The sequence below is a fragment of the Arthrobacter hankyongi genome (assembly GCF_022012395.1).
In the GTDB taxonomy this organism is placed as follows: Bacteria; Actinomycetota; Actinomycetes; order Actinomycetales; family Micrococcaceae; genus Crystallibacter; species Crystallibacter hankyongi.
On record NZ_JAKLTQ010000001.1, the window covers coordinates 784,877 to 811,678 of the forward strand.

Genomic DNA, 26,802 nt, shown 5'->3' on the forward strand with positions numbered 1-26,802 from the left:
AGAAACAAATGACCCCACCGCGCGTAGTCATCATCGGGGCCGGCATCGTCGGCGCCAACCTGGCCGACGAACTGGCCAGCAGAGGCTGGACCAATGTCACCGTGATCGAGCAGGGTCCGCTGCAGCTGGCCGGCGGATCCACCTCGCACGCCCCGGGCCTGGTCTTCCAGACGAATGCGTCCAAGACCCTCACCGAGTTCGCCGGCTACACGGTGGACAAGCTGCTGTCCCTGCGGGCGGACGGCGTCTCCTGTTTCAACCAGGTGGGCGGCCTCGAGGTCGCCACCACCGAGGAGCGGCTGGCGGACCTGCACCGCAAGCTCGGCTGGGCCACCGCATGGGGAGTCGAGGGCCGGATCATCGATCCGGACGAGTGCGAGAAGCTGTACCCGCTGCTGGGCCGGGGCACGGTGCGCGGCGGCCTGCTGGTGGCCACCGACGGCCTGGCCTCCGCCGCCCGCGCGGTGCAGCTGCTGATTTCGCGGGCCGGCGAAGCCGGAGTCAAGTTCATCGGCTCCACACCGGTGACCGGCATCGAGCAGGCCGGCGGGAAGGTCACCGGGGTCCGGACGCCGGACGGCGTGGTGCCGGCCGACATCGTCGTTTCCTGCGCCGGATTCTGGGGGCCGAAAATCGGCCAGCTGGCCGGCGTGGCCGTGCCGCTGCTGCCGCTGGCGCACCAGTATGCCAAGACCACGGCGGTGCCGGAACTGGCCGGCCGCAACGAACTGCCCAATGGTGCGCGGCTGCCCATCCTGCGCCACCAGGACCGGGACCTGTACTTCCGCGAGCACGGGGACCGGATCGGCATCGGCTCCTACGCCCACCGGCCGATGCCGGCCGACCTCGACCGCCTGCCGCAGGTGGCCCCGGAACAGATGTCCGAACACCTGATGCCGTCCCGGCTGGATTTCACCCTCGAGGACTTCCTGCCCGCCTGGGCGGACAGCCGCGAGCTGCTGCCGGCGCTGCGCGGCGCCGAGATTACCGAAGGGTTCAACGGCATCTTCTCCTTCACTCCCGACGGCGGCCCGCTGGTGGGCAGCACCCCGGAGCTGGCAGGGTTCTACCTGGCCGAGGCCGTCTGGGTGACCCACTCGGCCGGCGTCGCCAGGGCGGTGGCCGAGCTGCTGGTCGAGGGACAGTCCCGCACCGACCTGCACGACTGCGACATCAACCGCTTCGAGGAAGTCCAGCTCGGCGAGGACTATGTCAGCGAGACCTCGCAGCAGAACTTCGTGGAGATCTACGACGTGCTCCACCCGCTGCAGCCCAAGGAATCCCCGCGCAACCTGCGCGTCAGCCCGTTCCATGCCCGGCAGCAGGAACTGGGCGCCTTCTTCCTCGAGTCCGGCGGCTGGGAGCGGCCGCACTGGTTCGAGGCCAACAAGCATCTGCTCAGCGAACTGCCGGCCCAGTGGCAGGCGCCGGAGCGGGAACGCTGGGCCGGGATGTTCCACTCCCCCATTTCCGCCGCCGAGGCCTGGAAGACGCGCACCGCCGTCGCGCTCTACGACATGACGCCGCTGAAGCGGCTGGAAGTCACGGGCCCCGGCGCCCGGACCCTGCTGCAGCGGCTGAGCACCGGCAACGTGGCCAAGAAGCCGGGCGCCGTCACCTACTGCCTGCTGCTGGCCGGCGACGGCGGCGTGCGCAGCGACGTGACCGTGGCGCGGCTGGGCGAGGAAGAGTTCCAGGTCGGCGTCAACGGCAACCTGGACCTGGCCTACCTGCTCACCGAGGCCCGGCAGCAGTCCGCGGCGGATCCGGCACAGTGGGTCCACGTCCGGGATATCACCGGAGCCACCTGCTGCATCGGGCTGTGGGGGCCGCTGGCCCGCGAGGTCGTGGCCAAGGTCAGCGCCGACGACTTCGGCAACGATGCCCTGCGCTACTTTAGGGCCAAGCGGGTGCACATCGGCGGCGTCCCGGTAACCGCGATGCGCCTGTCCTACGTGGGCGAGCTCGGCTGGGAGCTGTACACCTCCGCCGAGCACGGCGCCAGGCTCTGGGATGCGCTCTTCGAAGCCGGTGCCGAACATGGCATCATCGCCGCCGGGCGCGGGGCGTTCAACAGCCTGCGGCTGGAGAAGGGCTACCGGCTCTGGGGTACCGATGTCACGGCCGAGCACGGCCCGGACGAAGCCGGCCTCGGCTTCGCCATCCGCCGCGACCACCAGGACTTCACCGGCGCCGCCGCGCTGGCCGCCCGCCGCACCCAGGCCCCGGTCCGGCGGCTGCGCTGCCTGACCATCGACGACGGCACCTCGGTGGTGCTGGGCAAGGAACCGGTGTACGCGGACGGCCAGCCGTCCGGCTACGTCACCAGTGCCGCCTACGGCTACACGATCGGCAGGCCGATCGCCTACGCCTGGCTGCCGGCCGCGGTGCAGGAGGGCGACGCCGTCGAGATCGAATACTTCGGCCGGCGGATCGCCGCCACGGTCGCGGCCGAACCGCTGTTCGACCCGGAAATGTCGCGCCTGCGCGGCTGAGGCCAGCAGCCTCCCGGCATCGACTGGCCGGATAACGCCCTTCTCGGCTTTGAAAAGGGCGTTATCCGGCCACTCGTTTGTCGGGGCTGCGCTGCGGACCGGACTCTTGCGGTGCCGGGTCCGGCCCTATGCCTGCGGCTGGCCTAGTCGGGCGGACACTTCGGCCGCGGCTTTGCGCACGGCGGCCACCAGCTGGTCCGCGCTCTGGAGCTTCTGCACCCGCGAGCGCGGCGCCGACGCGGTGATGCAGCCGACCACCACGCCCCGGTAGTCGCGCACCGGCGCGGAGACCCCGAACTCCTCGTCGGTGGTGTAGCCGTCGTTGACCGCGTACTCCTGGTCCCGCAGTTCGGCCAGATGGGCCGCATAGTCCTGCGGCAACCCGTCGGCGGAACTGCGCACGACGAGTCCGGACTCGATCAGTTCGGCCACCCGCGCCGGCGGCAGTCCGGCCAGGAACACGCGCACCGACGAGCTTTCGAACCTGTTGTACCGGGTACCGATGGCGGCGGTGTGCTTGACCTGGTGCGGGCTGCGCACCTGTTCGACGACGATAGCCTCCTGCCCGTTCCAGACCGCGATGGCGCTGGTCTCGCTGGTCTGCGTGGTCAGTGCCTCCAGGAACGGCAGCGCCGCCCGACGCACGTCGAGGTCCGCCAGCAGCGGACCGGACAGCCCGATCACACCCAGACCCAGTCGGTAGCGGCCGGTCTCCTCGTCCCGCTGGACATAGCCGGCTTCGGTCAGCCCGGCCAGGATCCGCGACACCGTGCTCTTGTGCAGGTTCACCCGGCCGGCGACCTCGGTCACGCCCAGCACCGGCTGGGCGATGGAGAACGCTTCGAGCACCGCCAGCCCGTTAAGCAGCGACGCCGCCGCGCCCTGGGTCTGTTCGCTGCCTTGCCGCGGCCTGCCCACCATGTGCCACCCCTAATCCCTTAACTTCCTAATGTCCGTTGTTTCCGCTGTGCGCTTTCCTGCGCCCTGTCCGTCGGAACCGGCGGCTGCCTGCCGCCATCACTAATTTTCCACCAAAACCTTGCGCGTTGCTAGGTGAGCAACTAAATTGTTGTCTGTCGAACCGCTGAAGAACATGGTCAACTACCTGGACAACCTGCCGAAGTTCAGCGAACCACCACCCCGTAACGGCTGCCAGCCAGCCACGCACACCGCACGACGGCGGCCCCGGAACCTCCGGCGGCCGCCGCCCCATGGCAGTATCCGAACAAGGCGCACCGCGCCGCTTTCCTCCAAGGGAGCAGGATGCAACTGGATAATTCCCGTACCTCGCAAGCTGGCCCCGAAGACGCACCGGCCGTACCCCAGGTTTCCCGCGCAACCCTGCGCAAGGTCACAATTGCCGCCGGCGCCGGCACCGTCGTCGAATGGTTCGACTTCGCCGTCTACGGCTTCCTGGCCCCGGTGCTGGCCCGGACCTTCTTCCCCGAGGGCGATCCCGTCGTGGCCCTGCTGCAGACCTTCGCAGTCTTCGCCGTCGCGTTCGCCCTGCGCCCGGTCGGCGGCGCCTTCTTCGGCACGCTCGGGGACCGCATCGGCCGCAAGCGGGTGCTGGCCCTGACCGTGCTGCTGATGTCCGGCGCCACCATGGCCATCGGCCTGCTGCCCAGCTACCAGGCGATCGGGATCTGGGCGGCGGTCCTGCTGACGCTGGCCCGCAGCGTGCAGGGCCTCTCGGCCGGCGGCGAGTATGCCGGCGCGGTCGCCTACGTGATCGAACACTCCCCGGACGGCGAGCGCTCGCGGCATTCGAGCTGGATGCCCGCGGCGACCTTCGGCTCCTTTGCCGCCGCCGCCCTGCTGTGCTGGGCGCTGACCGCCGGCCTGAGCACCGAGGCAATGGACGCCTGGGGCTGGCGGATCCCGTTCCTGGTCGCCGCCCCGCTGGGCCTGGTGGCCTTCTACATCCGCCGGAAGCTGGATGAAAGCCCCATCTTCCGCGAGGTGATGGAGTCCAACGCCAAAACCGAGCACTCGCCGCTGCGCCGGACCCTGGCCACCCAGTGGCGGCCCATGCTGACCCTGGGCGGCTACATCTCGCTGACCGCGCTGTCCTTCTACACCTTCTCCACCTACATGACCACGTTCCTGCGCGAGGTGGTCCATCTGCCCTCGGACGCGGTGCTGTTCAGCAATGTGGTTGCGCTGACCTTTGCCGCGGTCCTGGCGCCGGTGATCGGGCGGATCTGCGACCGGGTCGGCCGCAAACCGACCATGCTCGCCTCCGCCATACTGCTGGGCGGCCTGGCGGTGCCGGCCTACCTGCTGGCCTCCGGCGGCAGCATCTACAACGCCCTGGCCGGCCAGCTGCTGCTCGCCGTCGGCGCGGTGACCGCCAACGTGGTCACCGCGGTGCTGCTGTCCGAGGTGTTCCCGACGGCGGTGCGCTACACCGCCTCGGCGGTCACCTACAACGTCAGCTACGCGGTCTTCGGCGGCACCGCTCCCTTCGTGGCGACCTGGCTGATCTCGCTGACCGGCAACACGATGGCACCGGCCATCTACCTGACCGCCATCGCCGCCGGGGCGCTGGTCGCCGTCGTCCTGATGCCTGAAACCTCCGGCCGGTCCTTCCGCGAGCCGGACCGTCCGGCCCGTGCCGAGGCAGCCCCAAGGCGGCACCGGTAACCTCCCGGCGGCCACGGCCGCCGACGTTGCGTGGCATCGGCCCGCGCCCTGTCGAGGGTGCGGGCCGATGCCACGATTAAGCGCCGCGGTCCGTGCTAAGCGTCCAACCGCCCGGCGCTGCGATTTGACATTTTGCCTATAGCACACATGACATCGAACACATAATCTTGCCTCAGTCATCAACGCCCTTGGAGGATTCAATGACTCAGCAGGAACATGACCACCTGGCCGGCAGTGCGGACGCAACCCATGCCGATGTCGAGCAACAGCTTCAACCCATCCCGGAAAGCGCGCGCACGCGGAAAGTCTCAGGTCAGTTCTGGATCTGGGCGGGCGCGAACCTCGCACCGATCAACTGGGTCCTCGGCGCCCTGGGCATCAACATCGGGCTGGGGTTTGCCGATACGGTCACGGTGCTCGTCGCCGGCAACCTGATCGGCATGGTCCTGTTCGGTTTCTTCGTCCTGCTGGGCCAGCGAACCGGGGCGACCGGCATGGTCCTGGGCCGGGCCGCCTTCGGACGCCGGGGCAATTATGTGCCGGCCGCCATCCAGGCCGTGCTGGGCATCGGATGGTGCGCGGTCAACACCTGGATCATCCTCGACCTGGTCATGGCCCTCTTCGGCCGCCTCGGCTGGGTGGATCCCACGCAGGAGAACTACGGCTGGAAGATCGGGGTCGCCGCCTTCCTCATGGCCCTGCAGGTGCTCATCTCATTCTTCGGCTACAAGGCCATCGCCGCGTTCGAGAAGTGGACGGTGCCGCCGACCATCCTGGTCCTGACCGCCATGTCCGCCGTGGCGTGGTTCGGCCTGGACATCGACTGGAGCTACGCCGGACCTCCCGGCGCCATCCTCACCGGCGCCGAGCGCCTCGCCGCCATGAGCGCCGTCATGACGGCGATCGGCATCGGCTGGGGAATCACCTGGTTCACCTACGCCGCAGACTATTCACGCTTTGTCAGCAAGGCCATCCCCCGCCCGCGCCTGTACCTGGCCTCGGTCCTGGGGCAGTTCCTTCCCGTGGTCTGGCTCGGCGTCCTCGGAGCCAGCCTGGCCACCAAGAGCGGGGAGATCGACCCGGGCCAGCTGATCGTGCAAAACTACGGCGCGCTCGCCATACCCGTTCTGCTCATGGTGCTGCACGGTCCCATCGCGACCAATATCCTCAACATCTACACCTTCTCGGTAGCCACCCAGGCACTGGATGTGCGGGTCAAGCGCCAGGTCCTGAACGTGCTGGTCGGGTTCTTTGCCCTGGCTGCCGTCGTTTTCTTCGTCTACCAGCAGGACTTCGCCTCGGTCCTCGACGCCTGGCTGATCGGACTGGTGGCCTGGGTCGCCTCCTGGGGCGGCATCATGCTCGTGCACTACTACCTGTTCGAGCGGCGCCTTCCCACCGGGCCGGAGCGGCTCTTCGACCCCATCGGCACGCAGCGGCTGCCGGTCCTGAACTGGGCCGGCCTCGGCGCCCTGGCCTGCGGCATCTTCGCCACCTGGCTGTTCATGTACGGCCTCCTGCCGGCGACCCAGGGGCCCATCGCCCTGGCCATGAACGGACTCGACCTTTCCTGGCTGGCCGGAGGCATCACCAGCGCCGCCGTCTACGCCGTCTTCGGACGCCGCATCCACCAACGTTACGCCACCCGCCTGGAGCCCGCGGCCCGTACGGCGCCTGCCGAACCCGAAGCCGGCACCCGAAACGGCTAGCGGGCAACCGACGCCGGCTGCCCGCCCGGCCCGCTCCACCAAACCCATGATGGCGGCCCCGCCTCCGGGCGGGGCCGCCATCACGTCCACGGCCGTCCCCTCGGGAAACTACGTTGCTGAATCCGCAACAGCCGGGGCGGTTCTCCATCGCGCCGCTCCGCGATGCCACCTTCGTCCGTAGCAGCTGAAATCATTGGCAAAACCCTTGACCGGTGATCTGCGCCACTTCTACCATGGTGCAACCAGGTTGCATTCAACGCAACAACCAACAACGTGGTGGTTTCCCAGTGACTCAGAACTTCCTCCCCCCGGACCACGGGTCAGACACTTCATCCAAGGCCGGTAGCATGGTCCACAGTTCCCCCGATTCCTCCCCCGCCGGCCAGCCGCTCTCCCCCGGAGCCGGCGTCGACAAACAGGCCCGCCGCCGCGTGATCGCGGCCAGCTTTATCGGCAACTTCGTCGAGTGGTTCGACTACGCCGTATACGGCTACCTCGCCGCAACGATCGCCGTGGTCTTCTTCCCTGAGGCGGATCCGCAGACCGCCCTGCTGTCCACCTTCGCACTGTTCGCGATCTCTTTCCTGGTCCGCCCGATGGGCGGGTTCATCTGGGGCCATATCGGCGACCGCGTCGGCCGGCGGACGGCCCTTTCGCTCTCGATCCTGATCATGTCCCTGTCCACCTTCTGCATTGCGCTCATCCCCGGCTACGCCGCCATCGGCCTCTGGGCCCCGCTGCTGCTGCTGATCGTGCGCGTCGTGCAGGGCTTCTCCGCGTCCGGCGAATACGCCGGAGCCTCGGCCTTCCTGGTCGAATACGCCCCGCCGAACCGCCGCGGCCTGTATGCGGCGGTGGTCCCGGCCAGCACGGCCACCGGCCTGCTGTTCGGCTCCCTGCTGGCGGCCGGGCTGACCGGCCTGCTCACCGCGGACCAGCTGCACTCCTGGGGCTGGCGGCTGCCGTTCCTGCTCGCCGCCCCGATGGGCCTGATCGGACGGTACATCCGGACCAAGCTCGAAGACACCCCGGTGTTCCGCGAGCTGGCCGCCGAGGAACATGCCGAGAAGGCGCCGGTAAAGAGCCTGTTCGCCAACCACTGGCGGCAGCTGCTGCAGGCGGTCGGCGCGGTGCTGCTGAACGCCGTCGGCTTCTACGTGATCCTCAGCTACATGCCCACCTACCTCTCCACGGAGCTGGGCCTGGGCGCCACCGAGTCCTACCTCGCCACCACGATCGCGCTGCTGACCTACATCGGCTTCATCTTCGGCACCGGCATGCTCTCGGACCGCTTCGGGCGCAAGAAGGTGCTGATCAGCGCCTCGGTGCTCTTCCTGCTGCTGACCGTCCCGGCGTTCATGCTGCTGGACACCGGCAACTTCGTGGTGATCGTGCTGGTGCAGATCCTGCTCGGCGGCATGCTGACGCTCAACGACGGCACACTGCCCAGCTTCCTGGCCGAAATGTTCCCGACGAAGGTGCGCTACAGCGGCTTCGCCGTCAGCTTCAACCTCTCCAACGCCCTGTTCGGCGGCACCGCCCCGTTCGTCGCCACCCTGCTCATCGCGGCCACCGGCAGCACCCTGGCCCCGGCCTGGTACCTGGCGGCCGCCGCTGCCGTCTCGCTGGTCGCGGTGGCCCTGTCCCGGGAAACCAGCAAGATGCCGCTGCGCCACGAATAGCCGGGCGCCGACCGGCCGGCCGCATCCGCAACAATCGATCCAGGACCTGCCGGCCGACCGCCCTCCGGTCTTCCACCTCTACACAACCACAACAGCGCGCATGCCGGCCCACGGACAATGCGCCGAAGAATGGAGCACATCATGCGTCAGTCCGTGTACATCGAGGATCTCGATGCCTTCAGCTACCGGGAAGCCGTCGCCCAGGATTCGGCCCTGGTCCTGATCCCGGTGGGGTCCATTGAACAGCACGGCCCCCACATGCCGCTGAACGTCGACGTCCTGCTGTCGCGGGCGATGGCAGGACAGGTCGCCGAGGAGCTGAAGGCCCTGGTGGCGGCCCCGGTGGTCTACGGCTACAAGTCCCAGCAGCGTTCGGGCGGCGGCAACCACCTGCCCGGGACCACCAGCCTGGACGCGTCGACGGTGATTTCCATCGCCAAGACGCTGACCCTCGAGTTCGCCCGCCACGGCGTACGCAAACTCGCCTTCCTCAACGGCCACTTCGAGAACTACCAGTTCCTCTACGAGGGCGTGGACCTGGCCCTGCGCGAGCTGCGGCTGGCGGGCATCGAGGACCTGAAGGTGGTCCTGCTTTCCTACTGGGACTTCATCGACGATGCCACCATTGCCGAGCTGTACCCGGACGGTTTCACCGGCTGGGACCTTGAGCACGGCGGTGTCCTGGAGACCTCGCTGATGCTGCACCTGTACCCGGAGAAGGTGGACATGGCCGAGGTCGTGGATGCTCCCCCGGCCGTGATGCCCACCTACGACGTGCTGCCGGTCCGCCCCGAGCTCACCCCTGCTTCCGGCTGCCTGTCCTCGGCCGCGGCAGCCACGGCGGAGAAGGGCGTCACCCTGCTCAAGCGCGCCCGGGCCGGCATGTCCGCCGCACTGACGTCCGAGTTCGGACTGGCGGAACGGTAACCGGCAGACAGGCCTGCCTGGTGCCGGACGGTCCGCTGCCGCGGGCCGTCCGGCCTGGCTTAAACCACCGAAAGAACCTATATGGGCAACACAGTTGCAGCATTCGTCAGCTATGAGACGGAAGCCACAAAAAACTCTTGACAGTGAACGGCACCACACATAATCTGGTGCAACAACGTTGCGGTGAACGCAACGAAAGGCTTCCAGCCCCCATTCGAAAACGCATCCCCCACAGAAAAGGAATGACGATGACCATCGCCAACGCATCGGCCAGCAGCATTTCCGAGCTCGAGCGCCTGAAGGTGCTGCACAACGGCGAGAAGGTGCAGCTGACCTTCTCCGATGCCGAGTTCGAGCGCCGGCTGTCCGGCCTGCGGCAGATCATGGCCGAGAAGGACCTGGACGCCGTCGTCCTGACCTCCTACCACAACATCAAGTACTACTCGGACTTCCTGTTCACCTACTTCGGCCGCTCCTACGCCCTGGTGGTCACCCCCACCGACTCGGTGTCCGTGACCGCGAACATCGACGCCGGCATGCCCTGGCGGCGCAGCTACGGCGAGAACATCGTCTACACCGACTGGCGCCGGGACAACTACTACTACGGCCTGCAGGAAGCCCTGCGCCAGCGCGGCATCACCGCCAAGCGCCTGGGCGTCGAGGACGACAGCCTGCCGCTAATGCTGCGCGAGCGCATCCAGGCCGCCTTCGGCGGTGCCGAGCTGGTGGACGTGTCCCAGGCCGCCATGCGCCAGCGCATGATCAAGTCCGCCGAGGAAATCGAGGTCATCAAGCACGGTGCCCGGATCGGCGACCTCGGCGGCGAGGCCATCAAGGCCGCCATCCGCGAGGGCATCACCGAGTACGAGGTTGCCCTGATCGGCACCGAGGCCATGACCCACGAGATCGCCCGGACCTTCCCGAACAGCGAAATCCGCGACACCTGGGTTTGGTTCCAGTCCGGCATCAACACCGACGGCGCCCACAACTGGGCCACCACCCGCAAGCTGCAGCGCGGGGACATCCTGTCCCTGAACTGCTTCCCGATGACCTCCGGCTACTACACCGCCCTGGAGCGCACCATGTTCCTCGGCCAGCCGGACGAGCGCAGCCTGGAACTGTGGAACATCAACGTCGAGGTGCACCGCCGCGGCCTGGAGCTGATCAAGCCCGGCGCCGTCTGCAAGGACATCGCCGCGGAGCTGAACGAAATCTACGTCGGCTACGGCCTGCTGCCCAACCGCACCTTCGGCTACGGCCACTCCTTCGGCGTGCTGAGCCACTACTACGGCCGCGAGGCCGGCCTGGAGCTGCGCGAGGACATCGATACCGTGCTCGAGCCGGGCATGGTGGTCTCGATGGAGCCGATGATCACGGTCCTGGACGGCCAGCCGGGCGCCGGCGGCTACCGCGAGCACGACATCCTGGTGGTCGGCGAGGACGGGGCCGAGAACATCACCAAGTTCGGATTCGGTCCGGAAAACAACATCATCGACGCCTAAAGATTGGGGCAGGCCCTATCGTGTCGCTGACGCGCCACGCCGGGACCCTGCTGCCCCACTCCAGGGCAAGCCCTGCGGGTTGCGGCACAGCCACAGGCTGTGCCGCAACCCGCAGGCATATCCGGGAAGATAGTAGACATTATGAATCCTCTTCCAGCTTCCGCAGCCGACAACGGCACCGACTCGGCCAACGGCGATTCGCGCGGAGCCTCCGTGCTGGTCAACGCCGTCGCGGTGCTGCGTTGCTTCAGCGTGGACGAGCCGCTGCTGGGCGTCACCGAGATCGCCTCACGCGTCGGCCTGCACAAGAGCACCGTCTCGCGCATCCTGGCCACCTTGGAGCAGGAGGACCTGGTGGAGCGGGACGAGACGTCCCGGCGGTTCCGGCTGGGGCTGGGCCTGATCGCCGTCGCCGGACCGCTGCTGGCGGAACTGGACGAGCGCCGCGTGGCCTACCCGGTGCTGCGTGAGCTGACCGAGCGTACCCAGGAAACCAGCGCGCTGCTGACCTGGACCGGGTCCAGCGCGGTCTGCGTCGAGCAGATTCCCAGCCCGCAGCAGGTCAAGCACACCTCCCCGCTGGGCACCCGGTACAGCACCGCGCTCAGTGCCAGCGTGCAGGTGTTCCTCGCCGCGGCAGGCCCGGAGCGCGCCCGCGCCCTGCTGGCCAGCGGCGTCATCGAGTACCCCTCCGCCACGCCGGTGCGGATCGACGAGTTCGTCGAACGGCTCAAGACGGTGGCTTCGGAGGGTTACGCCATGAACTACGGCGAGACCAGCGTGGACGAGGTGGGGGTGGCCGCGCCGGTGCACGACCACCGCGGCAGCGTCGTCGCCACCGTCATGCTCGCCGCCCCCCGCTACCGGATCTCCGCCGAGCACCTGCAGCTGCTGGCCGAAGCCTGCACGGCCGCGGCCGCACAGGTAACCAGCCGGCTGGGCGGCCTGCCACCGCAGTAACCGTCCGGCCCGCAGCGCTATTCGGCGATATCCTCGGCCCAGAGCTGCGGGTGCTCCTGCTGGAAGGAGCGCATCATTTCGATGCAGCGTGCATCGTGCAGGACGGTGACTTCCACCCCGCGGGAGCGCAGCAGGTCGAATTCGCCGGGAAAGGTCTCGGCCTCCCCCACCACCACGCGCGGGATCTTGAACTGGATGATCGTTCCGGTGCACATCGCGCACGGCGCCAGGGTGGAGTAGAGGGTGGTGTCCCGGTAGGTCCGCTGCCGGCCCGCGGCGCGCAGGGCGGCCATTTCCCCGTGCGCGATGGGGTCCCCACGCTGCACCCGTTCATTGTGGCCGGTGGCAACGATGCTGCCGTCCCGGACCAGGGCGGCGCCAATGGGAATGCCGCCTTCGCGCAGGCTCTTCTGCGCGGCCTGGAACGCTGCTTCAAATCCCGGATCAGTCATCGAATACCCTTCTTTCCGCCCGGTCCGCTGGCTGCCGTGTCGATCATTACATGAGTTCAGGCCGGAGCGAAGTCCGGGCCAGCCGGACGGCCAGGTGCAGCCCGGCCATCTTGCCGGTACCCCGCGGATCGCCGCCGAGCAGGTCGAAAACCCTGACCAGCCGGTTGTGCATGGTCTGGCGCTCCAGGAACAGAGCCCGGGCCGCCTCGGTGGAATTGCAGCCAAAGGTCAGCCACTGGTCCAGGGTCTCCAGCAGGCTGGTACCGCGCCGGCGGTCGTAAGCCAGCAGCTCGCCCACCACCTCCTGGGTCAGGCGTTCAACCGCCGGTGCCGAAAGTTCCCGCGCCCCGAGACGTTCCACGACGAGGTTTTCACTGTCCTGGATGCTGCCGCTGAATTCGGTGGCCGGCCCCAGCGTCAGCGCCAGTTTCGCCTCCGCCAGGGACCAGTGCGCCTCCACCGGCGAGGATACCGTCGGCCCCATCACCCCGGCCACCGGAACCTCGATCAGGGCCGCGCGCAGGTCGGCCAGGATGGTGGAGCGCTTGGTCATGGTCCCGTTCGGCCGCAGCGGCACCATGGCGCACAGGTTTTCGCCGTCCAAGTGGGTGCGAACCCCGGGACAGCAGCGGCGCAGGGCCTGCTCGGTGACGCCCTGCACGTGGGCCAGCCCGAAGCTGCGGAAGACCAGCATAAACACCGGATGGCCCACCGGCAGCCCCACGGCCTGGCACAGCTCCTGGATCTGGGCCGGACCGGCGCCGGAGACGACGGCACGCATCAGGGCCGTGTCCGCAATCTGCGCCAGCGTAGGCCGGTGCCGCTGGGACAGGGCCAGGCCCAGAATGTTCGTCAACCGCTCCCCGACGGTCTTCAGGTACTCGGTGTCCACTGCCTCACGGCCCTGCATCCTCAGTTTGGCCGCGACCATGCCTCCGACGGCGACGTCGATGTCCACGAACTCGGCGGTGGAATCGTCGGGAAAACTGCCGGCCGTTTCCAGCACCTCCCCGTTCGCGTCGGCCAGCTCCACCTGGACGTGGAGAGCATCCACGATCAGCTCCAGCAGGGGCAGCAGGACGGGCCCGGAGGAGGCCAGCCGTTCGGCAATGCGCTGCGAAATCGAATCAGCCACCTGCAAGGCCATGATCTGCTGCGAAACGATACGGCGGTTGATGTCTTCGGCCACGTCCACGAACGGCACGACCCGCTGCAGTTCGATCAGCGGCAGGCCCGCCTCCTCGGCGGCCTGGACCAGGTCCGCCGACAGCGGCCGGCCCAGCCCCGCCGTTTCGATGGCCAGCGCGCTCACCCGGCGCTCGGCCAGGCTGCGGATGTAGTCGTGCTGGGCTGCAGGTTTCAGCGCGAGCAGGGCGCTGCCGCCGGAAAGCAGCAGTTCCTCGCCACGCAGCAGCGGCGCGATCTGGAGCACCTCGCTGGAGTGCACCCAGCGCACCTGCGCCGAGGCAATCAGGCCCGCCCCGGCCCGGATGCGCGGGCTGCCCTGCTGCAGAAGTTCGCTCTCAAGCACCTCGGCCAGGCTGATCACCATGGCGTTTCCTCCGTGGTTCGACGATAATTCGCCCCCGGATCGAGGGTCTTTTGACACTTCGTACAATCAGAATCGCGAATTATGCTCACTCTGTCTATGCTATATGGCCCACGTCACATCTACACTTGATCCAAGCGTTCAGCTCCCCTGACCTCCCATAGAGAGAGAAGCAATGAGCACTAGATCTTCGAGCAACTCCGAAGCGGCCACGCACGACGTCGAAGACGTCCTGCAGCCGGTTCCGGAGTCCGCCCGCACCACCAAGCTGTCCGGCCAGTTCTGGATCTGGGCGGGTGCCAACGTCGCCCCGATCAACTGGATCCTGGGCGCACTGGGCATCAACCTGGGCCTGGGCCTGGTCGACACGATGATCGTGCTGGTCCTCGGCAACGTGATCGGCATGCTCGGCTTCGGCTTCTTCGTCCTGCTCGGCCAGAAGACCGGCGCGACCGGCATGCTGCTGGCCCGCGGCGCGTTCGGCCGCCGCGGCGCGTACCTCCCAGCGGCCATCCAGGCGATAGTCGCCGTCGGCTGGTCCGCGGTCAACACCTGGGTCATCCTCGACCTCGTCATGGCCCTGTTCGGCATGATCGGCTGGGTCGATCCGGCCCAGCCGAACCTCGTCTGGAAGATCGCGGTGGCGGCCATCATCATGGGCGTCCAGGTCGGCATCTGCTACCGCGGCTACAGCGCGATCGCCAAGTTCGAGCGCGTCACCATGCCGCCCACGATCCTGGTCCTGGTCGCGATGTCCATCATCGCCTGGACGCAACTGCCGATCGACTGGAGCTATGTCGGCCCGGAAGGCGCAGTCCTCGCCGGCGGCGAGCGCTTCGCCGTCATGTCCGGCATCATGACTGCCATCGGCATCGGCTGGGGCATCGGCTGGTTCACCTACGCCCCCGACTACTCGCGCTTCGTCTCGAAGAAGATCGCCCCGCGCAAGCTGTACCTCACCTCCGTGCTCGGCCAGTTCCTCCCGGTCGTGTGGCTGGGCCTGCTCGGCGCGAGCCTCGCAACGATGAACGGCAGCGCTGACCCGGGTGAACTCGTGGTCAAGAGCTTCGGCGCCCTGGCCATTCCGGTCATCCTGCTGGTCATCCACGGCCCGATCGCCACGAACATCATCAACCTCTACACCTTCGGCGTCGCGACCCAGGCCCTCGACGTGCGGATCTCCCGGAAGAAGATCTCGCTCATCGTCGGATGCTTCTCGATGGCCGCAGTGATCCTGTTCCTCTTCGCGGAGGACTTCGCGACTCTCCTGGACAGCTGGGTTATCGCGATCGCGGCCTGGGTCTCGACTTGGGGCGGCATCATGGCGGTGCACTACTTCGTCTTCGAACGCAAGCACAAGAACTTCAGCTACCTGTTCGTGTCGCCGCGGGACACGAAGTTGAAGGCGGTCAACCCGTCGGCAATCATTGCCTTCTTCGCCGGCATCATCATGACGTGGATGTTCATGTACGGAGCTCTGCCGGTCTTCCAAGGACCCATCGCGACGGCAATGGGCGGGGTCGACCTCTCCTGGCTGGCCGGCTCAATCACCGCGGGCGGACTGTACTTCGCCCTGGGCTACCCGCGCTTCCGCTCCCGGATCGCCGCCGGCGTGCCGCTGGGCATCAACTCCGATTGCTCGGACGAACAGTTCCTGGCCGAGCATGGCGACTGCGAGATCGCCCGGAGCGAGGAGTACAGCGAAGCCGGCTCCGGCGAGACGGGCCGGGAGGCCAGCAAGGTGACTGCCGGGTCCTGACCGGCCGCATCACCGCTGATTCCCGAACAACAACGACGGCGGCCGGGTACCTTCCCAAGGTACCCGGCCGCCGTCGTCGAGCTGGGATGGCTACTTCGCAACCATCCCGTGCGGATCGATCACGTACTTCCTGGCCGCGCCCTGGTCGAACTCTCGGTAGCCCTGCGGCGCCTCATCCAGGCTGATGGTGGTGGCATTGACGGCCTTGGCGATGTTGGCCTTGCCGGCCAGGATCAGGTTCATCAGCTTCCGGTTGTAGCGCTTCACCGGGCACTGCCCCGTGGTGAACGAGAGGGATTTCGCCCAGCCCGTGCCCAGCTGCACGCCGATCTGGCCCACCTTGGCGTTTTCGTCGACGGCGCCCGGGTCCCCGGTCACATAGAGGCCCGGGATGCCCAAGGCACCGCCCACCTGGGTCACCGACATGATGTCGTTGAGCACCGTGGCCGGCGCCTCGGCGGCGTTGGCCCCGTGCCCGCGGGCCTCGAAACCGACGGCGTCCACCGCGGCATCGACCAGGGGGACGCCGAGGATCTGCTCGATCTTGTCCGGCAGCGAGCCTTCCTGGCTCAGGTCGATCGTCTCGCAGCCGAAGCTGGCGGCCTGCTTCAGCCGGTCGGCCTGCATGTCGCCGACGATGACGGCGGAGGCTCCGAGCACCTGCGCGGAGAAGGCCGCGGCCAGTCCCACCGGCCCCGCCCCGGCGACATATACCGTCGATCCGGTGGTGACGCCGGCGGTGTACGCACCGTGGTAGCCGGTGGGGAAGATGTCGGAGAGCATGGTCAGGTCCAGGATCTTCTCCAGGGCCTGGTCCCGGTCCGGGAACTTGAGCAGGTTGAAGTCCGCGTAGGGCACCATCACGTACTCGGCCTGGCCGCCGATCCAGCCGCCCATGTCCACATAGCCGTAGGCTGCGCCGGGCCGGGCCGGGTTCACGTTGAGGCAGACGCCGGTTTTGCCCTCGTTGCACATCCGGCAGCGGCCGCAGGCGATGTTGAAGGGAACCGAGCAAATGTCCCCTTCCTTCACGAACAGCACGTCGTCGCCGATCTCGACCACCTCGCCCGTGATCTCGTGGCCGAGCGACTGCCCCACCGGTGCGGTGGTCCGGCCGCGCACCATGTGCTGGTCGCTGCCGCAGATGTTGGTCGTGACGAGCTTGAGGATCGCCGCGTGCGGCGCATTCTGCTTGATACCCATTTTGCTGGAAACTTCGGAAGGAATTTCCAGTTTCGGATAATCAATGGTTTCGACGGCAACTTCTCCCGGGCCTTTATAGACGACGACACGGTTTCCCGACATGCTGTTCCTCTCCTTTTTACCTTCACTAAGAAAAACCTTGGTACTGGGTCCGGCCGTGGTTTATGCCGGCCCTGTTCTTCTGCTATTCGTCATTCCCTGCCCGCGGGATTCCCGCCCGCCCGGCGCCCCGACGACGGTTCATCCGCACGGCCGTGGGCCTCGACCGCCTCGCGGGGGCTGACCACCAGGTCGTAGGTAAAGGCCGCGGCAATGCTGCCGATGAACGGGCCGATGATGTAGAGCGGGAACTGGGACCACTGGACGGCGCCGCCGAAAATGGCCTGCACGAGATCCGGGCCGAAGGTCCGGGCCGGGTTCAGCGAACCGCCGGTCAGCGGCCCAATGACCAGGATGGCGCAGGCGACGGCCAGGCCGATGACCAGCCCTGCCCACCCCTTGGGCGCCCGCTTGTCCACCGCGACCGCCATGACCGCGAGCATCAGCAGGAACGTCCCGACGGCCTCTGCGACAATTCCCTGGCCGTAGGAAACCTCCGGGCCCAGGACGGTGGCCCCGCCGCCAAAATCCACGGCCCGGGAACCGAAGACCGCCACCAGCAGCAGGCTGCCGACGACAGCGCCCATCAACTGGGCGGCCAAATACGGGAGCAGCCCGCCCCAGGGGAAACGCCGGGTCGCGGCCAGGGCAATGGTCACCGCCGGATTGATGTGCGCCCCGGAGACCGCAAGGAACGCATAGATGGCCACGGCGATAGCAATGGCGAAGGACAGGGCAATGAACCCCACCCCGGGGTAGGTCAGTTCACCGCGGCCGGCGGTCAGGGCGGCCAGCACCGAGCCGGCCCCGAAAAGCACCAGGACTGCGGTGCCTATGAATTCTGCTGCCAGCCGACGCGTCAAATCCGGAGACATATCTCACCGATCCATGTGGCAATAAACCCATGTGGCAATAAGCCATTGTTTCCAAGAACATGGCAGATGCCGACGAGTCTAGGCAGGCCCACGAAGATAGTCAACGGCGATAAATGGCGGCCCGGGATTGAATCGACAATTCGGCGACAACCGTCGGCTCCCCGGAAATATGGCCCGGCACGCCCGGGCAACAGTACTGAACGGCACAAGTCCGGGGTGTCCCGCAGCCATCGGCTGCGGGGCACCCCGGACCGGAAAGCAGCCCGGCTCAGCCGGCGGCAGCGCCCAGCAGCGGCACGAGCAGGGACGTCAGGAAGAGCACCAGGGCCCCGCCGACCCGGTTGGTCAGCGCAGCGAAGGGCATCAGGTGCATGCGGTTGGCGGCGCTGAGCACCGAGACGTCGCCGCTGCCGCCGGTATCGGCCATAACCAGGCCGGGGGTGATCGCGGCCTCCACGAAGTGGAACTTGACCAGCCAGCCCAGCAGGCCCGAGCTCACCGTGGCGATGATCACCGTGCACACGGTCAGCAGGATGAACATCGGGTTGCCCAGCGAGGCCAGGACGTCGTCGATCTTGATGAAGGTGATGCTGACCCCCACCAGCAGCGCCGGGACCATGATGTTGCTGATCATGTCGCCCCACTCCGAGCTGGCCTCTTCGAGTTCCTTCGGGAACAGGCCGAAAATCTTGATCAGGGCAGCGGCGATGATTGTCCAGGCATAGGGGTGCAGCGCCGGCAGGAAGGCTCCGGCCAGATTGCCCAGGACAAAGAGGCAGCCGGCGATGGCCAGGCCCTTGCCCAGCGCGATGAACGAAGAGATTTCCTTCTTCGGCGGCATGGTGAGTTCGCTGGACTTGCCCTGGACGCGCAGCAGTTCGCCGTGGCCGTTGAAGCCGACGAACAGCTGGGTGCCGCGCTTGCTGAGCCCGTTGTACAGCCCGGCGATCAGGATGCACACGATGTTCGCCACGACGACGGCGGACAGCAGGTCGCCCATGAAGGCTTCGGAGGTGCCGCCGGTCCGCGCCGCGTACATTTCGGACATCGGCACCGCCCCGATCCCCAGTCCGCCGGCCATGATCGGCGCGGCGATCATCAGGATGCCTTCGATGAAGCCGAATCCCGTCACCGCCCCGAGCAGGCCGACCAGCAGGAAGGTGGCAACCAGGCAGCCGACCACCGGCACGGCGAAACGGGGGCCCGCCTTGAGCAGCAGTGCCCGGGGCATGCCCAGGATGGACCCGGCAATGATGGTGACCACAAAGAAGTCCAGGAAGCCGTAGCCGGAGACAAAGTTCTGCACCACGGTCACGAGGTTTTCGGGCAGCAGGCCCAGGAACAGCAGGGTGGCGGGCACGAAGGTGCACAGGATCGTGGGCAGCCCATAGTCCCGGACGACCGGGAAGAGGTTGCCGATCCAGATCAGCAGCCCGCCGAGCAGGATGGTCACGGCGAAGCCGGCGATCATCGAGTCGGGCAGGTTCCCGGTCAGCGCGGCCAGCAGCAGCAGCGCCGCGAGGACAAAGTAGACCGCCCCGGGCATGCTCGCGATCCGGAATCCGCGCGGGTAGGAGTGGTGGACGGCCCGGGAGCCGGCGACGGGCGTGGCCGGACCGCTCCCGGCCGGTTGCCCGGCCACGGTGGCCGGATCGGTGGTGCGGGGGGTAAGTGACATCGTTGTCTCCCAACGGTTTGGGCGCGGCCGTCCCGGAACTGTGTCCTGGACACTGTGGACGGCCGCTGGAGGATAGGGTAGGCAGTTTTCCCGGCGCTGCTTAGCCGGACACGGCCTCGCGGGCCAGTGCCGGGGACTGTGCGACGACGCGGCGGGCCAGGCGGACCGCTTCGGCCAGGCGGTCCTCGTCGACCCCGGTGTCATGGCCGGTGGCGTGCAGGTGGCGGACGATGTCCTCGGTAGCGATGTTGCCGTGCGCGCCCGGCGCGAAGGGACAGCCGCCATAGCCGGCCAGGGCGGCATCGAAGCGGGTGATCCCGGCGTCGACGGCGGCACTGACCGTCTGAAGTGCCTGGCCCCGGGCGTTGTGCAGGTGCAGCGAGTATTCCAAGTCCGGTTCGGCTTCCAGCACGTAGCGGACGCTGGCCATGACCTCCGCCGGGTCCGTGGTGCCCAAGGTGTCGGCCAGGCCGATGCTCCGCACGCCCATGTCCTTGAAGGCACGGACGATGCGCAGCAGCCGCTCCGGTTCGATCCGGCCTGCGAACGGGCAGGTGAAGGCCGTGGAGATACCGGCGGCGAAGCCCGCCTCCGGGTGCCGGGCGACCTCGGCGGCCAGCTCCGCCAGGGCATCCTCAATGCTGCGGCCGGCGTTGGCGGAACTATGTGCCTGGCTGGCGGAGGTGACGATGCCGATCTGCCGTGCGCCGGCCGCAATGGCACGGTCGATGCCGCGGCCGTTGAGCGTCAGCACCGTCAGCTCCGCCGTCGTCGCGGTGCGCAGTCCGGCCAGGACCTCCTCGGCGCCGGCCATCTGGGGCACACGCTTCGGATTGACGAAGGAGGCGACCTCCAGCCGGGGCACGCCGGCGGCGGCAATGGCCCGGCCGACGGCGATCCTGTCCCCGACGGAGACGATGACAGCCTCGTCCTGCAGTCCGTCGCGCAGGAAGACATCGGTGATCTGCACCGTCATCTAGCGCACCTCCTGCAGAGCGAAGCCGGCGATCTGCTCCGGGGTCAGGCCGGCCAGGTCGCGCAGGACCTGCTCGGTGTGCTCGCCCAATTCCGGACCAACCCACTGGACCCGGCCCTCGTGCCCCGGGATCTTCGGCACCACGCCGGGGAAGCGGATGAGCTCTGGCTTGTCCTCGATGACCACTTCGTGCGTCTGGATCATGCCGCGGGCCAGGTAGTGCCGGTCCTCGGCGATGCTCGGCGCGTCGTAGACCGGTCCGGCGGGCACGCCCGCGGCGTCGAGCAGCTCCAGCACCTCGGCCAGCGTGTGGCTTCCGGTCCAGGCCGAGATGGCCCCGTTGAGTTCCTCCTCCCGGGCACCACGCGCCTCGGTGGTCAGCAGCGAGGCGTCAGCGGCCAAATCCTCGCGGCCGATGGCCCGCATCAGGCGGATGAAGACCGAGTTGGAGTTGCCGCCGATCACCACCTCCAGGCCGTCGCCGCACAGGTAGGAGCCGGTGGGCACCACACCCGGCAGCGCCCCGCCGGTGCGCTTGCGGACCATGCCGTAGGCGTCATAGTCAGGGACCAGGGACTCCAGCAGGCTGAACACGCCCTCGTAGAGCGCGACGTCGACCGTCTGCGGACCGGTGTGGCGCACGCCCCGGGCTTTCTGCAGCATCAGCATCAGGGCGCCGATGACCCCGTAGAGCCCGGCCACGGTATCGCCCATGCTCGCCGCGGCGCGGCCCGCGGGGCGGTCCGGCTCGCCGGTGATGTAGCGCAGGCCGGCGAAGGACTCAGCCGAACTGCCGAAGCCGGCACGGTCCTTATACGGGCCGGTCTGGCCGTAACCGGAGATGCGCACCATGACGATCTCCGGGTTGATTTCGGTCAGGACGTCCGGTCCCAGTCCCCATTTCTCCAAGGTGCCGGGACGGAAGTTCTCGATCACCACGTCGCACTGCGCGGCGATCTTCTTCACCGCCTCCCGGCCCACGTCCGAGCGCAGGTCCAGCGCCACGGACTTCTTGTTCCGGCCCAGGGTGCGGAACAGCATCGAGGTCGCGCCACGCGTCTTGCGCCAGTCGCGCAGTTCGTCGCCGCCATTGGGGCGCTCGATCTTGATCACTTCGGCCCCAAAGTCGCCGAACAGCCGCGCGGCGAACGGCGCGGCGATGAAGCTGCCCAGTTCCAGCACCCGGATGCCGTCAAGCGGGAGGGAGTCGCCCTCGATCCGCAGATTCTCTGTCACAAATTCCTGCTTTCATCGTCCACAGCTGGCAGATTCCCATCTAATGGGATCTCACTGCCGTTTGGCGGGAAGACATTAGCAGTGACCCATGACACACACAACCCCCTGGGCCAAAACCGCGATACCCGTCGACGCCGGCGTCCCACCGACGCGGGAACGCTTGCCCGGCGCGGCCGCCGCCGATACACTCGGCTGGAAATAGGAAATGCATCCCGCACCGTGGGAAGCGCGCCACCACTGCAGATATAGGTTCCCTGATGACCGCAGCCGATTCTTCCGGCAACCGGATGCTCTCCCGGGTTGCCGCCCTGCTCGATGCCGTGGACGGTTCGCCCGCTTCCGCCGTCGAGCTGGCACGCCGGTCCGGCCTCTCGGTCTCGACCGCCCACCGGCTCGCACTGTCCATGACCGACTACGGGTTCCTGGCCAGGAACGAGCGGGGAGAATTCCATCCGGGGGCCCGCTTTACCCGGTCGGCCCTGGAAAGTGCGGCCCTGCCGGTCCTGACCCAGCTGCGCGACAGCACCGGGGAAACCGCCCAGCTGTGGCTGCGGCGCGGCTACGCCAGGGTCTGCACCGTGTCGGTGGACAGCCTGGCCGAACTGCGGGTCACACTGCCCGAAGGCGCCCGGCTGCAGCTGCCGGCCGGCTCCAGCGGACGGCTGCTGGCCGGGGAACCGGACGCGCTGAAAGACATTGAACTGCAGGGCTGGACCCAGTCCATCGCCAGCCGCACCCCCGGGCTGGGGTCGGTCAGTGCCCCGGTGCAGCAGCACGGCCGGGTGGTGGCAGCCATTTGCCTGGCCATGCCGCTGGCGCGCGTCAGCAAAACCCCCGGCGACGATTTCGGCGCCGCCGTCGCGGCCGCGGCCCAGCGGATTTCCGCCGACCTCGAAACTACCTGATCATCTCCCCCCCCCGCCGCAGACAGAACGCGAACCCTGCATGAGCACCGTTTCCGAACGCCTGGCCGCGGCCGTTGCCGCCCACGTCACGGAGGTCTTCGCCCTGATGGGCAACGGCAACGCGTATTTCCTCGACGCCCTGGCCGGCACGCCGGTGCGCATCACCGCGGTGCGGCACGAGGCCGCGACCGTGGCCGCGGCCGATGCCTGCCACCGGGTCTCGGGCCGGCTGGCGGTGGCCACCACCACCTACGGGCCCGGGTTCACCAACGCCCTCACCCCGCTCGCGGAGGCGGCCCAGGCCCGCACTCCGCTGCTGCTCGTCACCGGCGACGCCCCGGCCACGGGGCCCCGGCCGTGGGATGTGGACCAGGCCGGCATCGCCGCCGCCCTCGGCGTGCCCACCTTCGTCGTGGACGCCGCGGCCCCGGCCCGCACCGCCGTCGAGGCGATCCACCACGCGCTCGCCCACCGCACCCCGGTGATCCTGGCCATCCCCTATGACGTGGCCAACCGGCCCGCCGGCGACGAGTCCGTTCCTCGGCTGCCCGCGCTGCCGGCACCCCTGGCGCCTGATGCGGCAGCCATCGCCAATGCGGCCGCGATCCTGGCCGCCGCCCGGCGGCCGCTGGTCCTCGGCGGCCGCGGCGCCAAGGCCGCCGCCGGCCCGCTGGGCGAACTGGCCGGAAAACTCGGCGCGCTGACCGCTGCCAGCGCCCCGGCCCGCGGCCTGTTCGCCGGCCGGGCCTACGATCTGGGCGTCGCCGGGGGCTTCGCCTCGGAACCCTCGGCCGCCCTGATCCGGACCGCCGACGTCGTGCTGGTGGTCGGCGCCGGGCTGAACCAGTTCACCACCGCCTTCGGGCAGGCCTTTGCCGCCGCAGCGAGGATCATCCAGGTCGACATCACCGAGGCACCCACGAACCGGCTGGTCACGGACTTCGTCCGGGCCGATGCAGCCCTCGGGTGCAGGCGCTCGCCGACGCTCTGGCAGACCACACCGCGCCGGCCGAACCCTGGGACGGGGCCGCGGCCGAAGCCAAGAACAGCCGGTACCAGTTCGAGCGCGATCCCGGTACGGACACCGGTCCGGACGGGCGGCTGGATCCGCGCAGCCTGATGCGCCGGCTCAACGAAATCCTGCCGGCCGACCGCGTGGTCGCCTCCGACGGCGGGCACTTCATCGGCTGGGCCAACACCTACTTCGAGCTGCCGTGCTGCGACAGCATTACCCTGGTCGGCACGGCCTTCCAGTCCATCGGCCTAGGCCTGCCCTCGGCGGTCGGCGTGGCCGCCGCCCGCCCGGAGGCCACGGTCATCGCCGTCACCGGCGACGGCGGCGGGCTGATGGGCCTGCCGGACCTGGACTCGCTCATCCGCACCGCCACCAGCGCGATCGTGCTGGTCTTCAACGACGCCGCCTACGGCGCCGAAATCCACCAGTACGGCTCGCAGGGCCTGGACCAGCAGGTGATGATGATCGAGCAGGCCGACTTCGCCCTGCTCGGCCAGGCCCTCGGCGCCCGCTCGGCTGTGATCGAATCCCCCGGGGATCTTGCCGCCGTCGAGGCCTGGGTCGCCGACGGCGCGCGGGGCACCTTCGTGCCGGACCTGCGGATCTCCCGCGAGGTCGTGGCCCCTACATCCTGGAAATCATCGAGGCGACGATCAAGAAGGCCTGACCCCGGAGCCCGGGCGGCTCAGGGTCGCAGCAGCACCTTGACCGCCCGGCGCTCGTCCATCGCCCGGTAGGCTTCCGGCGCGTCCTCCAGCGGCATTTCGACGTCGAACACCCGTCCCGGATTGATTCTGCCGGCCAGCACGTCCTCGAGCAGTTCGGGAATGTAGGTGCGGGCCGGGGCCATGCCGCCGCCGATGGTGATGTTCTTGTTGAACAGCTGGCGGACGTTCAGCTCCGAGCCGCCGGTGGGGGAACCGACAAAGCCGATGTTCCCGCCGGGCCGCACGCATGCCACCGCCTGGTCCATGGCTTCCTTGGTGCCCACACACTCGAGCACCGAATCGGCCAGCACTCCCCCGAGCAGCGCGCGCACCTGGTCCGCCGCTTCCGGGCCGCGCTCCTCGACCACGTCGGTGGCGCCGAATTCGCGGGCCAGCGCCTGCCGCTCCGCGTGCCGGGACATCGCGATGATCCGGTCCGCGCCCAGCCGCTTCGCCGCCAGCACCCCGCAGAGCCCGACGGCGCCGTCGCCCACCACCACGACACTGCGCCCGGTGCCGGCCTTCGCCGCCACGGCGGCATGGTGGCCGGTGGCCATGACGTCGGAGAGGGTCAGCAGGCTCGCGGTCAGTTCCCGGTCCGGCTCGGTGGCACCCGGGACCTTGACCAGCGTGCCCTCGGCGCGCGGCACGCGCACGTACTGGCCCTGGCCGCCGTCGATCGCAAAGCCGGAATCGTCGGTGCCGCCCCAGGAGGCCAGGTAGTCGCAGGCCACGGTGACGCCGTTGCGGCACTGCGGGCACTGCCCGCAGCTGTCCACGAACGGCGCGATCACGAAATCGCCGGGAGCCAGCGCGGTCACCTCGGCGCCCACACTTTGCACCACACCGACAAATTCATGCCCGATGGCGCGCGGCTGCGGGGTCTGGAAGGCCCCGCGGTAGGGCCACAGGTCCGAGCCGCACACGCAGGAGGCGGTCACCTTCACCACGGCATCCGCGGGCAGCTTGACCTCCGGTTCGGGCCGGTCCTCCACGCGGATGTCGCCGGGGCCGTGGATGATGGTGGCGCGCATGGTGCTCCTGGACTGATCGAGGGTGGGGCCAGGGACCAGCCTATCCGGCGGCGGCCCGTTGCGGGGGCACGTCCTCCTGGACCAGGCCCTGCAGCCACCGGCTGGCCCACTCCAGCACGCCGTCCGGGCTGGACGCCGCCCCGACGAGCGGTTCGCCGCCGGTGGCCGGGCCGAGGTAGAGCCGGGCGCGGAAGCCCTGGGCGTGGTCCTGCTCCTGCCAGACCCGGACCACGAGGGTGCTGAAGGAGGCCTGCGGGTTCACATCTGTAGTCATGGATCCACCATGGCGGCCGCGGATGTGCATCGGATGAGAACCGCATGGGTGGTTCTTAAGAGCAACGAACGACGCCGGCCGGTTGCCTCCGCAGGGAAGGCAACCGGCCGGCCGTTCGCGGTCTGCCCCGCACGCTCCGCGCACGGGGACCCCTGACCGCTCTCTTATGGCGATTAGAGGTTCGAGGCCTCTTCGTGCTCGGGGTAGACCTCGCGCAGCAGGTGGGCGGTCTCGGACGGGGTCTTCCCGACCTTGACACCGGCGGCCTCGAGGGCCTCCTTCTTGGCCTGCGCAGTGCCGGAGGAACCGGAGACGATGGCGCCGGCGTGGCCCATGGTCTTGCCCTCCGGAGCGGTGAAGCCGGCCACGTAGCCGACCACCGGCTTGGTGACGTTGTTCTTGATGAACTCGGCCGCACGCTCCTCGGCGTCGCCGCCGATCTCGCCGATCATCACGATGGCCTTGGTGTCCGGGTCGGCCTCGAACGCGGCCAGGGCGTCGATGTGGGTGGTGCCGATGACCGGGTCGCCGCCGATGCCGATGGCGGTGGAGAAGCCCAGGTCGCGCAGTTCGTACATCATCTGGTAGGTCAGGGTGCCGGACTTGGAGACCAGGCCCACGCCGCCCTTGCCGGTGATGTTCGCCGGGGTGATGCCCACCAGGGACTCGCCCGGGGTGATGATGCCGGGGCAGTTCGGGCCGATGATGCGGGTGATCTGCTTGCCGTCGGCGTCAACCTTGGACTGAGCCAGGGCCCAGAACTCGGCCGAATCCTGCACCGGCACGCCCTCGGTGATCACCACAACGAGGCCGATCTCGGCCTCGATGGCCTCGACCACGGCGTCCTTGGTGAAAGCCGGCGGCACGAAGACGATTGACACGTCGGCGCCGGTCTCGGCGATGGCTTCCTTGACCGTGCCGAACACCGGCAGTTCGACACCGGCGCCGTGCTGGTCCTTATGCGTGACGGTGGTGCCGGCCTTGCGCGCGTTCACGCCGCCGACAATGTTGGTCCCGGCGTGCAGCATGCGGGCGGTGTGCTTGGAGCCTTCGCCGCCGGTGATGCCCTGGACGATGACCTTGGAGTCCTTGTTGATGAAGATAGACATGTTCTTTTTC

At 68.4% G+C, this 26,802-nt stretch carries 22 protein-coding genes; 11 read left to right on the forward strand and 11 right to left on the reverse strand.

Going from position 1 to position 26,802, the window contains the following annotated elements:
* The first annotated feature begins 8 nt into the window (after nt 1-8).
* The gene (locus LVY72_RS03620) at nt 9-2,495 is read left to right on the forward strand and encodes a GcvT family protein (RefSeq protein ID WP_237818078.1); all 2,487 of its coding nucleotides are present in this window, start codon (nt 9-11) and stop codon (nt 2,493-2,495) included.
* A gap of 126 nt (nt 2,496-2,621) precedes the next feature.
* Here the strand turns inward: LVY72_RS03620 and LVY72_RS03625 are convergent, their stop codons facing one another.
* Nucleotides 2,622-3,416 carry an IclR family transcriptional regulator gene (locus LVY72_RS03625; protein WP_237818079.1) on the reverse strand — a complete coding sequence of 265 codons (795 nt, stop codon included), beginning with the start codon at nt 3,414-3,416 and terminating at the stop codon, nt 2,622-2,624.
* A 342-nt stretch (nt 3,417-3,758) separates the two neighbouring features.
* On the opposite strand from LVY72_RS03625, the gene LVY72_RS03630 reads away from it, so the two are divergent.
* The 6 genes from LVY72_RS03630 (at nt 3,759) to LVY72_RS03655 (ending at nt 11,921) form a co-directional block, all read left to right on the forward strand.
* The gene (locus tag LVY72_RS03630; RefSeq protein WP_237818080.1) at nt 3,759-5,141 is read left to right on the forward strand and encodes an MFS transporter; all 1,383 of its coding nucleotides are present in this window, start codon (nt 3,759-3,761) and stop codon (nt 5,139-5,141) included.
* 200 nt (nt 5,142-5,341) lie between these two features.
* Nucleotides 5,342-6,850, forward strand: a complete 1,509-nt coding sequence (locus tag LVY72_RS03635) for a purine-cytosine permease family protein (RefSeq protein WP_237818081.1) — start codon at nt 5,342-5,344, stop codon at nt 6,848-6,850.
* Between the two features lie 347 nt (nt 6,851-7,197).
* On the forward strand, nt 7,198-8,532 hold the full coding sequence (locus LVY72_RS03640) for an MFS transporter (protein ID WP_237818082.1): 1,335 nt from the start codon (nt 7,198-7,200) through the stop codon (nt 8,530-8,532).
* 141 nt (nt 8,533-8,673) lie between these two features.
* Nucleotides 8,674-9,459: a creatininase gene (locus LVY72_RS03645; RefSeq protein WP_237818083.1), complete on the forward strand. Its 786-nt coding sequence runs from the start codon at nt 8,674-8,676 to the stop codon at nt 9,457-9,459.
* A 248-nt stretch (nt 9,460-9,707) separates the two neighbouring features.
* Nucleotides 9,708-10,961, forward strand: a complete 1,254-nt coding sequence (locus LVY72_RS03650; protein WP_237818084.1) for an aminopeptidase P family protein — start codon at nt 9,708-9,710, stop codon at nt 10,959-10,961.
* Between the two features lie 141 nt (nt 10,962-11,102).
* Nucleotides 11,103-11,921 carry an IclR family transcriptional regulator gene (locus LVY72_RS03655; protein WP_237818085.1) on the forward strand — a complete coding sequence of 273 codons (819 nt, stop codon included), beginning with the start codon at nt 11,103-11,105 and terminating at the stop codon, nt 11,919-11,921.
* A gap of 17 nt (nt 11,922-11,938) precedes the next feature.
* Here LVY72_RS03655 and LVY72_RS03660 read toward each other — a convergent pair whose 3' ends face one another.
* Together LVY72_RS03660 and LVY72_RS03670 are read right to left on the reverse strand one after the other, a co-directional pair.
* A complete protein-coding gene (locus tag LVY72_RS03660) occupies nt 11,939-12,373 on the reverse strand; it encodes a nucleoside deaminase (RefSeq protein ID WP_237818086.1) in 435 nt (144 codons plus the stop codon).
* A gap of 46 nt (nt 12,374-12,419) precedes the next feature.
* Complete coding sequence (locus LVY72_RS03670; RefSeq protein ID WP_269092065.1) at nt 12,420-13,925, reverse strand: PucR family transcriptional regulator; 1,506 nt, start codon at nt 13,923-13,925, stop codon at nt 12,420-12,422.
* A 172-nt stretch (nt 13,926-14,097) separates the two neighbouring features.
* Between LVY72_RS03670 and LVY72_RS03675 the strand changes: the two genes are divergently transcribed.
* The gene (locus tag LVY72_RS03675) at nt 14,098-15,681 is read left to right on the forward strand and encodes a purine-cytosine permease family protein (RefSeq protein ID WP_237818087.1); all 1,584 of its coding nucleotides are present in this window, start codon (nt 14,098-14,100) and stop codon (nt 15,679-15,681) included.
* A 90-nt stretch (nt 15,682-15,771) separates the two neighbouring features.
* Here LVY72_RS03675 and fdhA read toward each other — a convergent pair whose 3' ends face one another.
* From fdhA to LVY72_RS03700, 5 genes are all read right to left on the reverse strand, one after another.
* The gene (gene fdhA / locus LVY72_RS03680; RefSeq protein WP_237818088.1) at nt 15,772-16,986 is read right to left on the reverse strand and encodes a formaldehyde dehydrogenase, glutathione-independent; all 1,215 of its coding nucleotides are present in this window, start codon (nt 16,984-16,986) and stop codon (nt 15,772-15,774) included.
* A gap of 89 nt (nt 16,987-17,075) precedes the next feature.
* Complete coding sequence (locus LVY72_RS03685) at nt 17,076-17,858, reverse strand: MIP/aquaporin family protein (protein WP_237818089.1); 783 nt, start codon at nt 17,856-17,858, stop codon at nt 17,076-17,078.
* Nucleotides 17,859-18,126: 268 nt separating this feature from the next.
* Nucleotides 18,127-19,536 (reverse strand): 2-hydroxycarboxylate transporter family protein, encoded by a 1,410-nt coding sequence (locus tag LVY72_RS03690; protein ID WP_237818090.1) that lies wholly within the window; start codon nt 19,534-19,536, stop codon nt 18,127-18,129.
* Between the two features lie 100 nt (nt 19,537-19,636).
* The gene (locus tag LVY72_RS03695) at nt 19,637-20,512 is read right to left on the reverse strand and encodes a hydroxymethylglutaryl-CoA lyase (protein ID WP_237818091.1); all 876 of its coding nucleotides are present in this window, start codon (nt 20,510-20,512) and stop codon (nt 19,637-19,639) included.
* Nucleotides 20,513-21,748, reverse strand: a complete 1,236-nt coding sequence (locus LVY72_RS03700; RefSeq protein WP_237818092.1) for a CaiB/BaiF CoA transferase family protein — start codon at nt 21,746-21,748, stop codon at nt 20,513-20,515.
* A 257-nt stretch (nt 21,749-22,005) separates the two neighbouring features.
* Here LVY72_RS03700 and LVY72_RS03705 point away from each other — a divergent pair, with 257 nt between their 5' ends.
* The 3 genes from LVY72_RS03705 to LVY72_RS24555 are packed head-to-tail and all read left to right on the forward strand — an operon-like array spanning nt 22,006 to nt 24,405.
* Complete coding sequence (locus LVY72_RS03705) at nt 22,006-22,653, forward strand: IclR family transcriptional regulator (protein WP_237818093.1); 648 nt, start codon at nt 22,006-22,008, stop codon at nt 22,651-22,653.
* Nucleotides 22,654-22,693: 40 nt separating this feature from the next.
* Entirely contained in the window at nt 22,694-23,773 is a 1,080-nt protein-coding gene (locus LVY72_RS24550; protein ID WP_308190673.1) for a thiamine pyrophosphate-binding protein, read from the forward strand.
* Nucleotides 23,773-24,405, forward strand: coding sequence for a thiamine pyrophosphate-dependent enzyme (locus LVY72_RS24555; protein ID WP_308190674.1), 633 nt, complete (start codon nt 23,773-23,775; stop codon nt 24,403-24,405). The genes LVY72_RS24550 and LVY72_RS24555 overlap by 1 nt, the downstream gene beginning before the upstream one ends.
* On the opposite strand, the gene LVY72_RS03715 is transcribed toward LVY72_RS24555, so the two are convergent.
* The 3 genes from LVY72_RS03715 to sucD all read right to left on the reverse strand — a co-directional run bounded on the left by LVY72_RS03715 (nt 24,354) and on the right by sucD (nt 26,792).
* Nucleotides 24,354-25,409 (reverse strand): zinc-dependent alcohol dehydrogenase family protein, encoded by a 1,056-nt coding sequence (locus tag LVY72_RS03715; RefSeq protein ID WP_237818094.1) that lies wholly within the window; start codon nt 25,407-25,409, stop codon nt 24,354-24,356. The genes LVY72_RS24555 and LVY72_RS03715 overlap by 52 nt on opposite strands.
* 40 nt (nt 25,410-25,449) lie before the next feature.
* Nucleotides 25,450-25,683: a hypothetical protein gene (locus tag LVY72_RS03720; protein ID WP_237818095.1), complete on the reverse strand. Its 234-nt coding sequence runs from the start codon at nt 25,681-25,683 to the stop codon at nt 25,450-25,452.
* Between the two features lie 173 nt (nt 25,684-25,856).
* Nucleotides 25,857-26,792 carry a succinate--CoA ligase subunit alpha gene (sucD, locus tag LVY72_RS03725; protein WP_237818096.1) on the reverse strand — a complete coding sequence of 312 codons (936 nt, stop codon included), beginning with the start codon at nt 26,790-26,792 and terminating at the stop codon, nt 25,857-25,859.
* Nucleotides 26,793-26,802: the final 10 nt, after the last annotated feature.

What these genes read in the sequence shown, in the direction of transcription:
- LVY72_RS03620 (WP_237818078.1), top strand. Translation starts at nt 9, where the DNA reads ATGACCCCACCGCGCGTAGTCATCATCGGGGCCGGCATCGTCGGCGCC.
- fdhA (WP_237818088.1), bottom strand. Translation starts at nt 16,986, where the DNA reads ATGTCGGGAAACCGTGTCGTCGTCTATAAAGGCCCGGGAGAAGTTGCC.
- LVY72_RS03720 (WP_237818095.1), bottom strand. Translation starts at nt 25,683, where the DNA reads ATGACTACAGATGTGAACCCGCAGGCCTCCTTCAGCACCCTCGTGGTC.
- LVY72_RS03705 (WP_237818093.1), top strand. Translation starts at nt 22,006, where the DNA reads ATGACCGCAGCCGATTCTTCCGGCAACCGGATGCTCTCCCGGGTTGCC.
- LVY72_RS03670 (WP_269092065.1), bottom strand. Translation starts at nt 13,925, where the DNA reads ATGGTGATCAGCCTGGCCGAGGTGCTTGAGAGCGAACTTCTGCAGCAG.
- LVY72_RS03660 (WP_237818086.1), bottom strand. Translation starts at nt 12,373, where the DNA reads ATGACTGATCCGGGATTTGAAGCAGCGTTCCAGGCCGCGCAGAAGAGC.
- sucD (WP_237818096.1), bottom strand. Translation starts at nt 26,792, where the DNA reads ATGTCTATCTTCATCAACAAGGACTCCAAGGTCATCGTCCAGGGCATC.
- LVY72_RS03645 (WP_237818083.1), top strand. Translation starts at nt 8,674, where the DNA reads ATGCGTCAGTCCGTGTACATCGAGGATCTCGATGCCTTCAGCTACCGG.
- LVY72_RS03625 (WP_237818079.1), bottom strand. Translation starts at nt 3,416, where the DNA reads ATGGTGGGCAGGCCGCGGCAAGGCAGCGAACAGACCCAGGGCGCGGCG.
- LVY72_RS24550 (WP_308190673.1), top strand. Translation starts at nt 22,694, where the DNA reads ATGAGCACCGTTTCCGAACGCCTGGCCGCGGCCGTTGCCGCCCACGTC.
- LVY72_RS03690 (WP_237818090.1), bottom strand. Translation starts at nt 19,536, where the DNA reads ATGTCACTTACCCCCCGCACCACCGATCCGGCCACCGTGGCCGGGCAA.
- LVY72_RS03715 (WP_237818094.1), bottom strand. Translation starts at nt 25,409, where the DNA reads ATGCGCGCCACCATCATCCACGGCCCCGGCGACATCCGCGTGGAGGAC.
- LVY72_RS03695 (WP_237818091.1), bottom strand. Translation starts at nt 20,512, where the DNA reads ATGACGGTGCAGATCACCGATGTCTTCCTGCGCGACGGACTGCAGGAC.
- LVY72_RS03640 (WP_237818082.1), top strand. Translation starts at nt 7,198, where the DNA reads ATGGTCCACAGTTCCCCCGATTCCTCCCCCGCCGGCCAGCCGCTCTCC.
- LVY72_RS03655 (WP_237818085.1), top strand. Translation starts at nt 11,103, where the DNA reads ATGAATCCTCTTCCAGCTTCCGCAGCCGACAACGGCACCGACTCGGCC.
- LVY72_RS03630 (WP_237818080.1), top strand. Translation starts at nt 3,759, where the DNA reads ATGCAACTGGATAATTCCCGTACCTCGCAAGCTGGCCCCGAAGACGCA.
- LVY72_RS03650 (WP_237818084.1), top strand. Translation starts at nt 9,708, where the DNA reads ATGACCATCGCCAACGCATCGGCCAGCAGCATTTCCGAGCTCGAGCGC.
- LVY72_RS24555 (WP_308190674.1), top strand. Translation starts at nt 23,773, where the DNA reads ATGCGCCGGCTCAACGAAATCCTGCCGGCCGACCGCGTGGTCGCCTCC.
- LVY72_RS03675 (WP_237818087.1), top strand. Translation starts at nt 14,098, where the DNA reads ATGAGCACTAGATCTTCGAGCAACTCCGAAGCGGCCACGCACGACGTC.
- LVY72_RS03635 (WP_237818081.1), top strand. Translation starts at nt 5,342, where the DNA reads ATGACTCAGCAGGAACATGACCACCTGGCCGGCAGTGCGGACGCAACC.
- LVY72_RS03685 (WP_237818089.1), bottom strand. Translation starts at nt 17,858, where the DNA reads ATGTCTCCGGATTTGACGCGTCGGCTGGCAGCAGAATTCATAGGCACC.